This is a genomic window from Proteinivorax tanatarense (assembly GCF_040267685.1).
GTDB lineage: Bacteria > Bacillota > Proteinivoracia > Proteinivoracales > Proteinivoracaceae > Proteinivorax > Proteinivorax tanatarense.
The window spans coordinates 1,563,267-1,578,553 of the sequence record NZ_CP158367.1 but is presented as its reverse complement, the minus strand read 5'-3'; the positions used below and the strand labels follow the sequence as shown (position 1 = coordinate 1,578,553).

Below are 15,287 nucleotides of genomic sequence, written 5' to 3'. Positions count from 1 at the left end.
TAACATTATGGCTTGGACGAGGAAAAAGAGCTCATATTGATACAAGGACAACAGTTTAATAAGGTTTGAAGATATTTAAATAGGTATAGAGGAATTAAATGGTTAATGTAGAATGGATATAATACCTAGATTATTGTATCTGGCCATGAAGTAAAGCTTATCAGAAAACAAAATACGTAAGGAGCTAAAAAATTGCTTAGATACGAAGAAAGAAAAAAAGTTATTTACATTAACGATAACACTATTAAAGACTGTATAAAAACGAATGTTTTTGAGGTGCTAAACCTAGAGGAATGCACGGATTCTATTTCAGGGCTTTATGAACAACTATTTTTTATCTATAGCTTAGAGAAGGAATCTAATAACAAAGATTATGAGTATTTGATTAAATATGAAAAAAATATGTCTGATAATGCTTATATACAACTACCTAATAAAGTGGCACTACAAGGGTTCATTAGAATTCTTGAAGCGTTTTTTAATCTAGAAGTGCATCACCCTATTGGCACCGAATTTAAAGAACAATTATTATTCAGTCTTGAAGGATCTCTTTTAGCGCACAAATACCTTTTATGTGGAACTGAATACGATTACAGGGAAAATATAGGGAGATTTGTTAATGATGTTAAGTTTTTGCCCAAAAAAGCTTGTTTAGCTTTACGGTATGGTACTAACGAGGGAAGTGGCAATTTGTTTTGGTTACATGAAATAGGATGTTTTGTAAATGAACTGATAGAGGCAAGGTACGAAGGAGTTGAGATAATATATTTCCCTTTTTCATATAGTCACGATGATTCTAAAAGTGGGATAGTAGAGATAGATATTTTTATTACTGGAAGTTAGGCATAGGGGGGAGTAAGATGTTAATACCAGATATGGAAAAGTTTCATGAGAATGATAAAGAGATGCTAACAGACCTTGAAAGGTTGTTTCGAAGGTGGTATAAAAGCGCGCTATCAAAGTCTTTTATGTATAATTACAATGCTGACTCTTTAGTTTTTGATGGGTTCTATCCGTATTATTATAATCAAAAAGTCAAGGTGTTATTTATTGGCCGAGAGTCATTGGGTATATCAGGTCAGAATTACATCACTGTCCTTTATGACGCTTACAAAAATAATAAGGTGGGTAGTAAAACCATAAACCGTAGCTCCTTTCATGCCCGCATGTTCTATATAACTTATGCTCTAAATAACCAAGAGTATAATTGGAGTAATATACCTTACGCATCCGAGCTCACAGATTCATTTGGTACCAAAGAAGGGATAAGTTTCTCTTTTATGAATTTATCAAAATTAAGTAATGAATCTAGCGGATGGAGCGCCGACTGGCCTCTTATCGATAACTTTGTTAGTAGTTTTAAAAGTGATGAGATTAATTTTTTTAATGAGCAGATTAGTATATTGAAGCCTGATTTAATTATTGCCATGAATTTAGGTAAATCTCTAAGGGCTTTAGGAAATCTAACCTCTATTGAAAAAGGTAAGAATGTAAATGTACATAAACTTAAGGTCAATGATAGCTATATACCCCTTTTAAATACTTTTCATTTTTCTGCCCCAGCTAAAAAAGATCCAGATGATTATTTTAAACCTGTAATAGAAGCATATAAAAAATACGTTTTAAAACTAAACAAATTATAATGGGTAACTAGATTATAAGTAGTAGAAACTAAAATGCCTAATCCAAATTATAATGGTAAGTACCCATGAAATTATGGTAATAAGAAATTCTGGCCCGTCCCTGTCCTCATGCTCCCATAACTTATATCCTTTGCGTTCTTCATCAAAAGGCCACCAAATGCACACTCCCTTATTTGTAAAGTAATCGGCAATAAAATGGGAAGTATATCCTATCCAAACAGCAAATATAGGGACAATTACTGGGAAGTAAACGCCCTGAGATTTTAACCAAATATGTAAGGGGACAATTAAATTACAAGAAATTAGGGTTATAACAATAGACCAGAAAAATGAATGCGTATAACCTCTGTGTTCTTTTTTGCTTTTCTCTATTAAGTCTGGGAGAATGGAAGAAAAGTATGACAAAATGGATGAAGCTAATAATATGAAGCTAAATGCCACAGAAAACGGCTTATAAAAAAATACGATTAATCCTGAGTATGCTGCTACACCTATAGCTTTATGAGTAGGGTGTTTCATAGCATTATCCCTCCTTTAAAACTTTCTATGTGAAACTAGAAAAAATAGAACTTGTATATAAAGTTTATAAAAAAGAAGTAAATGGACATAAATAACCTTTAAGTTATAGTCCACTTACTTCTTTTTTATTATAGAAGCTTAAGTAAAGGAGGGAATGATATGGCTAAAATAGTAGCAAATAAAAACTCTTTAAATGAGGAAATTAAAAGGATTAATGCTAAAAGGAACAGGGAAATTTTTATATGGGGTATAGTTGTACTGCTGTCTGTCTTACTAGAACAATTTATATTCACGTTTATATTGGGGATCATAGCCTTTTTTCGGATGCTTAGTCTTGCCTCGCCACATAGTAAAGTAGAATCCATGGCTTCAGGACTAGAAGGAGAGGAGTATGCAATAAGTACTTTGCGAAAACTACCTGATGAATATACAGTGATTTGTGATGTTAATATAGAGGTAGATGGAGGTAAGAGTCAGTTAGATTTTGTGGTAGTTGGCCCTACTGGAATTTTTGTGACAGAAATTAAAAACTGGAATGGTACTATATATGGTAGTGAAGAAGAAAAGGAGTGGCGTCAAGATAAAGTTGGGCGTAAGGGTGGTGAATATAGCCGTCATTACTATAACCCTGGAAAGCAAGTGCGCACCCATGTTTATAGGCTTTCTAAACTTTTAAAAAATAATGGGTTAAACAGTTGGGTTCAAGGAATAGTTTACTTTACTCATCCAAGGGTAGAGATTCATGTTGAAACAAACAAAGTTCCTGTTTTTGCAGAGCCTAAAAATGATGGATATGATTTATTAAAGTACATCCAAAGTGAAGATAATGAGAGTCTAACAGAGAAGCAGATAAATGATATCGAAAACCTATTAGTAAGTGAAAGTAACCTTGAGGGGACAGCTTAGTTGAATAATGTACTTAAGTTAGGTAGCTCACCACATAACGTGGTGGGCTTTTTTAATTATGTATATACATGTTGGTGATTATTAACTAAGGATAATACACAATATATTGAATAAAATCGGTTTAGAACACACTATATGTTGTGGTTTTTCAATCATTTTATTCTATTTAAATCGTGGCGTAATCCGGAGATTTTTGATATCCTTGAAAAAACTAAGCCAGGCAAAGGCAATGAAATACAGCTGACAGATGCTCTTAAAGAGCTTGCCACAAGAGAAGCAATGTACGCCTACATCTTTGAAGGTAGAAGACACGATGTAGGAGACAAGCAAGGGTTCCTACAAGCTACAGTTGAGTTTGCTCTTAAGAGAGAAGGTTTAAGAGAAGATTTTTTAAGTTATTTAGTTGATGTAGTGGAGAAAGAAACAGGCAACAAAATAACAAAAGCACAAGCAGCTGCTGCTTCTGAGAAGAAAAAGTAAATAAATTTAAACCTAAAAACCTCGGGCTATCTTTATATGCTCGGGGTTTTTAGGTTTAGTTGGATAGAAGATAGTTTGATGGTTGGATAGGAAGATCCAAAAGAAAAAATATACTTTTCCACCTTAAAACGAGAAAAGTAGGTGTTTTTAACATGTTAAAACTATATAATTTCTTTCTTAAATATCTGGTAAGAGCAGAATAATAGTTTTCTTGTCGAGTCGTTGAATATTCACTAATGACACAAGCTTACAGTGTTTTTGGCTTAGTTCTTCCATCTTAGGTAGGGGAATAGGAAACTTCTCCTAGATTACCCAACTAGGTTTTCTAATAGTCTCTTATATTTACTTTAGCAGGGTGAAGATATATATTAAATAAATTAGGAGGTTTTTATGAGAATAATAGTTTGGAACATCTCATGTAACACAATGAAAAATGATAAAAACAGAGCGGAGGAGATTTTAGGTACTATTAATAAGGCAGATTGTGATATTGTTCTTTTGACTGAATATCAACCTAATACTTTTGGTAAAATTATAGAAACTAAGCTTTATGATAGACAATATAAAATTTATACTCCCAAAAACGCATCCGCAAAAGATACCTGCTCACTACTAATTGCTGTGAAAAATAAGGAGAAGGAGACGAAAAAACTTAAGTATGATTTTAACCTAGAGAGAAGATATGTAGCTATTAAAGTAACGGATATGTTCGAAATTAATAACTTGAAGATACTAGGTATACATGTTCCGCCAATCCAACAACAAAAAGGTGTATTAAAAGAAGAAAGTATTACCGAACGGAAAGAACCATATATCCAAAGCATTTTAAAATGTGCTCATTTGTTTAAATCTAATAATGAATATGCCATTATCGCAGGTGATTTTAATCCTTACACTGAAGACGTTTTTAAACAATACACAATAAAGTATCCATATAGACCACTAACAGATTGCATTACTAACTTAGAGTCAAAAGGGTGGATAAACTGCTACCCTACAAGTAACCAAATAGGTAACAATTGTAGTCCGAACAGATTAGATTATGTTTTCCTTTCACCTGCTTTTCGTGATAAAATTGTGAGTTTTTCCGCCGAATTTATAGAAACTAAGGATAACGTTTCGGACCATAGACCGTTAATTTGTGAAGTGAAATTATGTTGAGATTTCGATATCTTTTAAATATCAATTACTTAGGTTTCTGGAGTGGAGGATACTAGAAACTAAGTTAATAACAATCTAAACTTAAGTTTTGGACTAGCCTATGGGAGAGATGAGGGATAGAATACCTAGCTGGCATCTCGTATGAGTAGAGTAGGGTAACAGAGTAGACTGAGAGCTGGGATGGTTAATTATCTCAGCTCTCACTTAAGGTAGAAGAGGTTTGCCAAATAATGACAATTTTATTTTAAGGGTTTCAAAATTAAGGGTAAGAAGGTCCATGCGGGGAGAGGTATTAAATAAATATTAGAGTAATGAAAACATAAAAGAAGGGGGAATGATATGTGAAAACAGAACGAATTTTAGAAGAAATGCTCAAAGAATACAACCATTACTGTGGTTCATATGTTAAGTTTTTGTCTTATATATCAAAGATAGATAACAAAGATCCAGACGAAATTACAGAAGAACAAGAAAAAGAGTTTGAAAGATTAAAAAACAAATTCAGAAACAAAACTGAACGAATACACAAATTTGTAAAAAAGTATGATATTTAATAAGGAGCATTCCTGTTATTAATTAAATTTAAGCTTTGCATAAAAAGAAACCTCACAGTAAAATGAAATTATCACTGATCAGTGTAATAAATCATTTTATTGGAGGTCCTACTAATGAATTTTAACCAAAATAACAAAATTAATCAAGTAAAAGAAGAAACAATTGTCATAGGTGTTGATATAGCTAGTGAGATACACTATGCTAGAGCCTTTGACTGGAGGGGGATAGAACTGGATAAGGTATTTAAATTTTACAACAGTGTAGAAGGATTTTACAGATTCTACTCTTAGTGCCTTTGGAATTAACCTGGAACGTTATTAATTAGAATGATGAAAAAGTAACAGTATCAATTAGGTGATAGTGGAAGCTATTAAAATATGGGTAATGCAATATATTCATAAAGTTAAAGTAGTTGGTCCCAAGGATGTTAAGAAAAAGATTAATAAATCATTTATAAGTTCACTTAAAATTTGTTTGCAAAATACATAAGGATAATAGAGGTCTTCTGTGATTAAGAAATAAAAGTAGGGTGTTAATGAAGTCTACAGATTACCACCTAGGAGGTTATGATAATGAAAATAGGCACAATAACAAGGGATACAATTAATAAAGTAAAAGCTGCATTAAAAGAATTTAATAACGATACATTACACAGTTTGGGAATATTGCTGCCAGCACTTGCAGTAGCAACCTCTATAGTAGGGTTTATAGTAGCATTTATTATAAACATTGTTCAAGGAGGGTATGCAGATCAGGTTGCTCTTATTAATGTAAATGGTATAGCTGGAATTACAGATGCCTTCTCTAGTGGTACTACATCAATACTTTATGGGAATTTATTTGGTACTACAATAAAATTTTTGCTGACTTTCCAAATGATAATTTTGCTTATTACCTTTTTCTCACAAGCTACAAAAACAAAAAAAGTAATAATGATTTTCGATTTATCTTTTATAGCTTTAATTGGAATAACACTTTTTTTAATGGACTTGAGAGAAGGGAATTTTATTATTAACTTTCTATACAGATTAGAAGCTGAGCAACTTAAAATGTACCTAATAATTCTAGTGATAACCCTTGTTGCTGCATTTGTTTCATCTTTAATTGTATTATTAACAACGAAATGTAGATGGATGCTTGGGTATGCTTGTGCCGCAGGTGCAATATCGTTTCTTGCTGTGCCTTTAGTATTACTTGTTGTTCAAAATATAATTGTGATAATTTTAAGTATTATTATTCTAGCAATGATAGGAATAATATTATCGTTTGTTCTTGGGTCTGCTAGTTCAGATACAATGAGTACTGGAAATAGTGTGAGTAATTATTCAGGATATAATCAACCAAGAAGTGAGAAAAAAGAAAATGCCGTATCAACAACAAGTGACATAAAACAATTTAGTGGGAATGTAAAGTTTTATAGAGGAAAAGGAGGATTAGGGCTTGGGGTACCACAAAATAAATGTATTTATTTTGATGGTAATCTCACAACACGTGGGTATGTCTGTACTGTCAAAGATTATGAGGAAGGAAAAGTGGTTATTATGCTCAATAATCAGCGAGTTACAAACATTTAGCTTAGGTCTAATGTTCTTAATAAAATTGGTGTTACTGAGAAAATAGCCTCAAAATTTTTTGAGGTTGTGATAGGATGGAAGATAATATTGTGATTATTTTTGAGGAAATTATGGATTAAGTAGATATTAGCTTTTAAGAATAAAAAGCTAAAAAGAAAGGAGTGATAAGCTATAGTAATAAGAAAAAGGTTATTATTTCAACGTCGGTTGCCATTATTCTAATTACTTTAAGCGTGTTTTGGATTGTGAGTCAAGACAAGACCCATATAATAATTGGAGCATCAGAGATTGATGATTGCATCAGTCTGCCGGAGGATTCTTTCTTGCTCTATAAAGAAGATGGAATAATTTTGTATGTGACTATAGATAAAAAAATCCCACCATACTGTCAATCTATGGAGAAAATAGTAGAGATAAGAATTTGTACTATTTTATATCAGCTGAAAGTGGTAATCAATATCTGTCGATGTCAACAATTGATTATGTTAATGCAAATGACCTTGAATTTAACAATTCAGTTCAAGGAGCATGGAGAACAGAAGAAGGAATGAAGTATGTAGATGGTGTGAAGTTTACAGTTAACTTGTATGAGAGAGTACTGGTAACGAATTATGGACTGATTCATTTGTGTTTTCAATGGAGTTAATCAATAAATCCAAATAGGGAGGTGAAACATGGCTTTAATATTTTCAATTAGTGATATTCATGGATACTCACAACCGCTAGAAGAAGCCCTAACACTTGTAGATCTAGAATCTGATAGTCAAAACAAGTTGATTCTATGTGGGGACTATATTGATTATGGCCCAGATAGTTGTAAGGTATTATATAAAATAAAGAGTCTGGTTGAAAGTTATCCCGATCAAGTCATTGTTCTTATGGGAAATCACGAGTATAGGTTCCTAGAATTTTTAAATGCAGGGGGTCATAATCTATGGAGTGTTGAGTGGCTAAGCACTGATATGAATTTTACAACAATAAACTCTTTTATATCGGAATCTACTAAGGAAAAGATATTCGGTATAAGTAAGGATAAAGGTTACCATGATTATTTATTGGACATTTCTAAAATAATTAAAAAGGATGTCTTAACTAACCATGCAGGCTTGATTAAATGGATAAAAGGGATGTTGCTGTATTATGAAACACCAAAGGCAATTTATGTTCATGCAGGCATTGATGAAGAAGCAGAAGAATATTGGAAGCATGGAACTCCTGATGAATATTTTTTAAGTAAATATCCTGCAACCTTTGGTAAATTTCATAAGGATATAATTGCGGGTCATATTGGCACAAGTTCACTGGCGAAAGGCAAAAAATTTCATGATATCTACTGGGATGGGGATAATCATTTCTTTATTGATGGGGAAGTAAATAGAAGTGGTTGTATACCAGTTTTAAAATACAATACAACAACATCACGGTATTCTTCATTCAAAAAGAAGCGAGATGGTCAAGGGAGTTATTTTTTTCAAGAGTATGTGATTAAATAGAGAAGAAAAGGTCATACAAAGCATTAATATTCGAGTTTTTAAGCTTAGGTTATGTAAAAGTTTGAGGAGATGAATAATCAGATTCAACTAAATGTATGAAAGAGATGCAGATTTATTTTGAAAAAAAATACGCGTGAGATTTAGGTTATTATAAAATAGAGTTGTATAACACCATTCAGGATTATATTTGATTTTGTAGCTGCACGTTACTTTTACCATAATTAGGTAAGGGGTTATAAATTTTCATAAAAAATCCCGTAAAATCATGAGTTGTGGTGTTGCGAAAATGCCAAAGAATAGTAAAGATATGGAGGTTTGTTATGAGTGAATTAGAAAAAGTTTTATATGATTTATTCCCAAAGGTTGATTTGGATGATGACGGTATCGAACGAGGACTTTTAGCATTTTCAGAATATGACATAAAAGAACAATTTCCATTTAATGGATATAAGGAGAGAGTATTATTTGGCAAACATTATTACTCTGAAGAATTAAAAGAGGAGAAAACGAATGCATTTTTTGTATATAAAGCACTAACGATTAAAATCAATAACAATGGTATTGCAGCACCTTCTAGTTTTGATCCAGATAACGCAACTGGTAAATGTGTTTTTGCAAAAGAATTATATAGTGTTTTATGGGGATTTACTTATAAGTATAGTTACTTCGGCACGATAGATATGTTTCAAAATGAAGATTTAGATAATAAGTTGATGCTTTGGGGAGGAGATTGTCTTAATTCATTACAAACAACTATAAAGTCAGAGTTAGGCTATAGCACTATTGATTGTATAAAGAAAATGTCCGACAATCCTGAAACATTTATAAAAGAGATGAAAGAATCAGATATGGGAGCTCTATTTCAAATTAGTCATGCTCCAGGAAATTTTGGTATTGTTCCAGCATATTTTAATGCATATAGAGGAACATCAGCGTGCTTGCGTGATTATCTACCGCAATCGTTATTCTTTCTTAAAGAAAGTCAAAATTATAACTATAGTTTATTAGAAAAGCTAGAAGCATATACAAGAAGTCCTAAATATAACAATGGTGGTGCAAAACAATTTTTTAGTGAATACGCTCCTAAAATGTTTGGCATGTATGTTAATGTCATGATGCTTTGGGACCTAGTATCGTATAATAGTTATAACCAAATAGATGTTCATGATTATAATGGTAAAAAAATTACTTATTTACCTGATTTTCATGAAATTAAGGATGTAAGTGTGTGGTCAAAAGGTGTTAATAAATTTGTTCGCAGAAGGGGATTGTTTATAGGGGCACTTATGTATACATACCTATATTTTAAAGAAGAGTATTGTACAATTAAATCATTAATCTTTGTTGATGAACCCATGAAAAAAGATGGTTTGGTTGGCTATGAAGCTGTTTTTAAGAGAATCTATAAAGGAATTAATAATGAACAGGTAAAAAACACTTTTATAATTTGTCAAAAAATGATGAATAAATTGCATTAGTGGAAAAACTGAGAGCAGTTGTCCTTCCTGGAATGTTTTTTTGAGCAAAATTTCCTTGGAGTAAAATCCCTGTGTCAGGAATGCAATATTGCAAATCGTGAGAATTCATTCCAAACATGGAGTGATTTAAATACCGAGAGGTCCAAGAGTAGAATATTCTGGTGCACTTTATCATGTTATTTGTAGAGGCAATAATGGTGACTTTATCTTTCAAAAATAAGCTGATAAAAATCTATATTTGAAGTTTATAGTAAAAAGCTACAAAGCAGTGGAATTTCTAGGGATTAGTACTTCAATATTGCAGTTCTTAAAACATCTCTACTTTGAAAGATGTTTTTCTGCTTATTATAAAGGGTTTTAAACAATAATGAAGAATAGTGAAAATAATATAACTTCTATCACTTATCATCTATCATCTATGATTAAAAAAGTGGGGTAGTTTAAGCGCCAAAGTGTTGGTGATGATGTACATGTCAAGGAGCAAACTTGTTCTTTCAACTAATAGCAAGAAGGTATGAGAAAAAGTCGACGACTATTACCCTAAAAAGTTTTAGTGATTGGGGTGAGTTTTATAGTTATAATACATTAGCTAAAACTATATTAGTTTGTCTTATACATTCATTCTACTATTACTAACATAAAAGTTCATTCTTACAGAATCAAGGATAAGATTCAAAAAGCACAGATAAATACTACAGAGACGTCATAACAAAGTGACAAATTGTACATTTTTAAAATGATATAAATGGACATTTTAGGGTAGAATTATACTTTTGACTAATTACCCAATACTACAAATTGGAGGGATATTAAAGTGTAAAGATAGATCAGAGATGGATTACATGCCTATGAAACAAGTAAGAGATTTAGCAAAGTAATTTTTGAGAAGCAGTAGTTACGAGCGTGCTAATTGGACTAGTATTTCATTCTCTTTGGGCTGGAGTAATTGCCTTTCTTACCATTCTAATATGTTGGTCTTTTCCTTACATAGGAACATTTATGATGGTTGCCATTTCGCTTGTATATTTTATGTTTGCTTTTGAATTTTTTAAACTTATTGATGGGAATGTACCAAAGCTTTATAATTATATGAGTTGAATATTAGTTGCTAATAAAGATGGCGTTATTGAGTATTATAATACATTAAATCTTAAATTGTTGCCATAATATTAGCTCTAATAAAGTTAATTTAAAAGAAGGGGGATAATCATGAGTAAGGATTTTAGAGATGTAGATTCTATACCAGGAGAAAGGTGGTTCCCTAAAAAAAGTGAGTTTTTAGAGGATATGAAGGATTATTGGGGAGACTGGGGCGTGGCTTCTGAAGTAACAAAGTTGAAAGCGGTACTTATGAGAAGACCAGGAAAAGAAATTGAAGACTTTGACTATAACGAGGTGAGGTTTAGAGCTCCTATTGACGTTGATAAATTTAGAGAGGAGCATGATAACTTAGCACAAATATATAAAAGGCATGATGTAGCTGTGCATTATGTTGAAAACCAAAGAGAAGATAGACCTAACGCTGTATTTATGAGAGATCTAGTATTTATGACTCCCGAGGGAGCAATCGTTACCCGCCCTGCTATGGAACAGAGGCGTGGAGAGGAAAGGTATGTTGCAGAAGCGCTTGCTAAGTTAGGTGTTCCTATTGTTAGAACTATTACAGGAGATGGTATTTTTGAAGGTGCTAATGGCATGTGGGTAGATAGAAAAACAGTAATTTTAGCTACTGGTTCGAGAACTAATAGATCAGCTTATAGCCAAATAGAGTACGATCTAAGAAGGATGGGGGTAGAAGATATAATACCAATGCCTATTCCCTACGGGCATGCTCATATAGATGGTCTGCTAAACTTTGCAAGTGAGGATACAGTAATGATCCATGCCCCTCAGGTCCCTTACGATGTATGTGAAGCTCTAATGAAAAAAGGGATAAAGATTCTAGAAGCACCATCTCAGACTGAAGCAAAAGATACATTAGGTGTTAATTTTGTGGCATTAGAACCGGGCCTAGTAATCCAGCCAGAGGGAAACCCTAGGTGTAGAGAAGAACTAGAAAAAAATAATATAAAGGTTATACCTATAGATTTTTCTGAGATTCTAAAAGGTTGGGGAGCTATACATTGTGCAACCGTATTTTTGAAAAGGGAGTAGGACGTTTTAGAGCAGATGATAGTTGATTAAATCAGAAATAGATTAATATAAAGAATGATATGTCGCGTTTTCGAATTCTTAACTCAATGGATAACTTAGGTTTTGTTAGGTTTTAGGGAGAAAGTCAGTTAATTTAAAAGCGCCAGAGCACCCAGAGCTTTTAGAATGGAGCTATGTAGAAGTGGAACTTCTATTTGTCGAAGTGCTATTAAGAACATAATCGAGTGAAAAGTGCAGCCAGGGTTGACCCTGCGTCAACCCTGCCCCATATAATAGCAAATTTGGATATAGACAATAATGGAATGCTCAGGTGAATTAGGTTATAGGTCCTGGTGACGGGAGAGTAGGCGTTATTGGATCAAGAATATGTTATTGAAGTTAAACACTATAATGATAGCCTCAATGAATGGAATTAAGACAAGGAAGTGCTTCAAGTGGCACCTAAGATTTCGGAAATAGAAGCTAATCTAAAAGGTAAGCCGTCGCTTGTCAAACAGCCATTATACAAAAATAAAATTCATGCGTATTTGCAATTTGTACTCATAAGAATAGCTCCTTTTTTGTCATAAATGCTTTTTGTCAATTCTTTTTTAACATAATAGGTTAGTCTTTTTTTATTTTAAACTTAAAAAGTGGCTATATAGTTTTGGTACAGCCACTTATAGGAAATAGTTAGTTTCTTTTTTTTGGAAAATTTTAATGTGTTTTGAAGGATTATGGACTTTCCTGTCGAAATATAAAGTTGCGAATGTCTAATGAATGTATGATATTTTTATTAGTGAGATTATATAGGGAGGTTATAAGAAGTGGGCTTTCTGGAAATTATTGAAATATTATTAGGAGTTGAAGAGGCTGAGAGAAACATAACTACTGTGTGTAAATGGTAAACTAAAATGGAGAGATTTTGGCAAATAGAAACGGAGAATTTTTTCCAGTTATCTACTAAAAAAATACCCCTTCTGATAAAATTAAAGAGTTAATTTATCAGAGGAGGTATGAGAATTGAAGAGGTGGGATATGTTTGCCAAAATTAAAGAAAATAGGTCTAGGGGATTAAATAAATCCCAAGTTGCAAGGCTACTAGAGATTGACTACAAGACCGTATCAAAGTACTGGGATATGGAGTTTGATGAGTTTTCAGAGCTCCATAATACAGCTCAATCACGGAGAAAGAAGGTGGATAAATACAAAAAGCAAATTTTAGAATGGATTAAAGAATACCGAGATATGTCAGCCGCTCAGATTTATGATTGGCTTTTAGAAAAACATGGTGAGCTAGATTTTAAGGAAAGAACTCTAAGGCTCTATGTAAACAAGCTTAGAAAAGAATATGACTTGCCCAAAGTGACATCAGTTAGGCAGTATGAAGAAATAGAAAATCTTCCTATGGGGTATCAAGCTCAAGTTGATCTAGGAGAGATATGGCTTAAGACACATGATAATAAAAGAGTAAAAGCATATTGTTTTGGAATGGTTTTATCCCATTCAAGATACAAGTTCGTATGGTGGTCGGACAAGCCATTTACAACATCAAGTTTCATCAAAGCCCACAACAAAGCTTTTGAGTACTTTGGCGGCAGACCCAAAGAGATAGTTTATGATCAAGATAAAGTACTAGTAGTTTCTGAAAACAATGGAGATATATTATATACCGAAGGATTTCAAAATTATCTTAACTCTCTTAAGTTTAAAGTGTACCTTTGCAGAAAGGCTGATCCTGAAAGCAAAGGCAAAGTAGAAGCTGTAGTAAAGTATGCCAAGAATAACTTCGCTAAACATAGAAAATTTGTAGATATTGAATCCTTTAATGATGATAATCTAAAATGGCTAGAAAGAACCGGCAATAAAAAAGTCCATGAAACAACAAAGAAGGTACCGGCAGAAGTGTTTGCTCTGGAAAAGGAACACTTAATGCCAATACCTACCCTCTTTGCTGAATCAACTGATACTAAAATTTTAACCTATCTAGTAAGAAAAAACAATACAGTATTTTACAAACAAAACAGATATCAAGTACCCATAGGGACTTATTCACCAGGTAAAGAAGTTAATTTATCAGTTAAAAAAGATTGTATCGAAATAATTGATAAAGATACTAATGAGTTGATTATCACACATAAAATTGCTAAAGGAAAAGGTCAGCTAGTAACAATAGACCACCCAGATAGGCAAAAATCAAGAAAGTACAGTTGCGACGAAATGCGTGAGAAAGTTTTAAAAAGTTTAGGAGAAACTGATAAGGCAATAACGTTTGTTGATATCATTAGGGCTGAAAAATCTAGATACTTTAAAGATCAATCTAACCTAATAATTAAAACAGTGACATCTGAAAACCCGTCACTTGTACAAAAAGCTATTGATTACTGCGTTGAAAGAAAACTCTACAGCGCTGGCATGCTTAAGGATACAATCCAATACTTTAAGGAGGAAGAAAAACGACAACTTAATAAAAAGTACTTTAAGGCAGACATTTCTACCCCTTCAAAGTATCAGGATTTAAAGCCTGAAATAAGAAGTATTGAAGAGTATACTAATTCTTTGAAAGGGGACAGTCACAGTGGAGAAATTGGAGCTAATCAAAGAAAATGCTAAAAAATTAAAGCTTGACTACTTAAATACAAACGCTTCTCAAGTCGTTCAAGATGCAGATGGAAAAAGCATTTCATATCAGCAATTTTTGTTAAACATACTTCAGGAAGAAATGAAACTAAAAGAAGAAAAAGCACAGGCAAGAAGGCTAAAAAACGCTGGTTTTCCTACACTTAAAATTATAGAAGATTTTGATTTAGATTTTCAAAAGTCCATAACTCAAAGACAAGTTAACAGTTTATCGGAATTGGAATGGATAGACCGTATGTATAATTTAATTTTTTTGGGCCCTCCTGGGGTCGGTAAAACTCACTTAGCAATAGCACTAGGCTACAGGGCTGTTGAGATGGGGTACAAGGTTAGCTTTGTTACTATGAACGACCTTATGCACTGTTTAAAAACCCAAGAGATATCAAGAAAAAGTAAAGGCAAAATAAATAAGGTTTTGTCCTCTAGCTTACTAATCATCGATGAACTAGGTTACTTGCCGATATCTAGGGAAGAGTCTAACCTGTTTTTCCAACTCATAACGGCACTTCATGAACAAGCATCACTTATTATTACCTCAAATAAAGGTCTAGAAGACTGGACTGAACTATTGGGTGACCCAGCTTTAACTACAGCTGTTTTAGATAGAATCACTCATAGATGTGAGTTATTTAATATGTCAGGTAAAAGTTATAGATTAGCACACAGAGAATCATTTTTTGAAGAAAATTCTAGGTTTTAACTGGA

The 15,287-nt window shown here is 32.7% G+C and carries 14 protein-coding genes and 2 pseudogenes; 15 read left to right on the top strand and 1 reads right to left on the bottom strand.

The genetic code is table 11. The features are described from left to right. Positions 1–192 precede the first annotated feature (192 nt). Together PRVXT_RS07855 and PRVXT_RS07850 are read left to right on the top strand one after the other, a co-directional pair. A complete protein-coding gene (locus PRVXT_RS07855; RefSeq protein WP_350342332.1) occupies positions 193–843 on the top strand; it encodes a hypothetical protein in 651 nt (216 codons plus the stop codon). Between the two features lie 17 nt (positions 844–860). Further along, entirely contained in the window at positions 861–1,643 is a 783-nt protein-coding gene (locus PRVXT_RS07850) for a hypothetical protein (protein ID WP_350342331.1), read from the top strand. 12 nt (positions 1,644–1,655) lie between these two features. On the opposite strand, the gene PRVXT_RS07845 is transcribed toward PRVXT_RS07850, so the two are convergent. Then, positions 1,656–2,162, bottom strand: a complete 507-nt coding sequence (locus PRVXT_RS07845; RefSeq protein WP_350342330.1) for a metal-dependent hydrolase — start codon at positions 2,160–2,162, stop codon at positions 1,656–1,658. A 159-nt stretch (positions 2,163–2,321) separates the two neighbouring features. On the opposite strand from PRVXT_RS07845, the gene PRVXT_RS07840 reads away from it, so the two are divergent. The 13 genes and pseudogenes from PRVXT_RS07840 (at position 2,322) to istB (ending at position 15,282) form a co-directional block, all read left to right on the top strand. After that, positions 2,322–3,068, top strand: coding sequence for a nuclease-related domain-containing protein (locus PRVXT_RS07840; RefSeq protein ID WP_350342329.1), 747 nt, complete (start codon positions 2,322–2,324; stop codon positions 3,066–3,068). 183 nt (positions 3,069–3,251) lie between these two features. After that, a pseudogene (locus PRVXT_RS07835) lies at positions 3,252–3,548 on the top strand (UTP--glucose-1-phosphate uridylyltransferase); the annotation flags it as partial. A 390-nt stretch (positions 3,549–3,938) separates the two neighbouring features. Further along, positions 3,939–4,709, top strand: coding sequence for an endonuclease/exonuclease/phosphatase family protein (locus PRVXT_RS07830; RefSeq protein WP_350342328.1), 771 nt, complete (start codon positions 3,939–3,941; stop codon positions 4,707–4,709). A 341-nt stretch (positions 4,710–5,050) separates the two neighbouring features. Continuing rightward, complete coding sequence (locus tag PRVXT_RS07825; protein WP_350342327.1) at positions 5,051–5,263, top strand: hypothetical protein; 213 nt, start codon at positions 5,051–5,053, stop codon at positions 5,261–5,263. Positions 5,264–5,377: 114 nt separating this feature from the next. Continuing rightward, positions 5,378–5,551, top strand: a pseudogene (locus PRVXT_RS07820) (IS110 family transposase); the annotation flags it as partial. Between the two features lie 285 nt (positions 5,552–5,836). Further along, positions 5,837–6,838 carry a hypothetical protein gene (locus tag PRVXT_RS07815; protein WP_350342326.1) on the top strand — a complete coding sequence of 334 codons (1,002 nt, stop codon included), beginning with the start codon at positions 5,837–5,839 and terminating at the stop codon, positions 6,836–6,838. 245 nt (positions 6,839–7,083) lie between these two features. Continuing rightward, entirely contained in the window at positions 7,084–7,389 is a 306-nt protein-coding gene (locus PRVXT_RS07810; protein WP_350342325.1) for a hypothetical protein, read from the top strand. A gap of 123 nt (positions 7,390–7,512) precedes the next feature. Further along, positions 7,513–8,331 (top strand): metallophosphoesterase, encoded by an 819-nt coding sequence (locus PRVXT_RS07805; RefSeq protein WP_350342324.1) that lies wholly within the window; start codon positions 7,513–7,515, stop codon positions 8,329–8,331. Positions 8,332–8,651: 320 nt separating this feature from the next. Further along, positions 8,652–9,809 (top strand): hypothetical protein, encoded by a 1,158-nt coding sequence (locus PRVXT_RS07800; RefSeq protein ID WP_350342323.1) that lies wholly within the window; start codon positions 8,652–8,654, stop codon positions 9,807–9,809. A 486-nt stretch (positions 9,810–10,295) separates the two neighbouring features. Further along, positions 10,296–10,445, top strand: coding sequence for an ATP-binding protein (locus PRVXT_RS07795; RefSeq protein WP_350342322.1), 150 nt, complete (start codon positions 10,296–10,298; stop codon positions 10,443–10,445). Between the two features lie 573 nt (positions 10,446–11,018). Further along, complete coding sequence (locus tag PRVXT_RS07790; protein WP_350342321.1) at positions 11,019–11,963, top strand: dimethylarginine dimethylaminohydrolase family protein; 945 nt, start codon at positions 11,019–11,021, stop codon at positions 11,961–11,963. Between the two features lie 1,002 nt (positions 11,964–12,965). Then, positions 12,966–14,555: an IS21 family transposase gene (gene istA, locus PRVXT_RS07785; protein WP_350342320.1), complete on the top strand. Its 1,590-nt coding sequence runs from the start codon at positions 12,966–12,968 to the stop codon at positions 14,553–14,555. Next, positions 14,521–15,282, top strand: a complete 762-nt coding sequence (gene istB / locus PRVXT_RS07780; protein WP_350342319.1) for an IS21-like element helper ATPase IstB — start codon at positions 14,521–14,523, stop codon at positions 15,280–15,282. Before istA ends, istB begins: the two co-directional genes overlap by 35 nt. Positions 15,283–15,287: the final 5 nt, after the last annotated feature.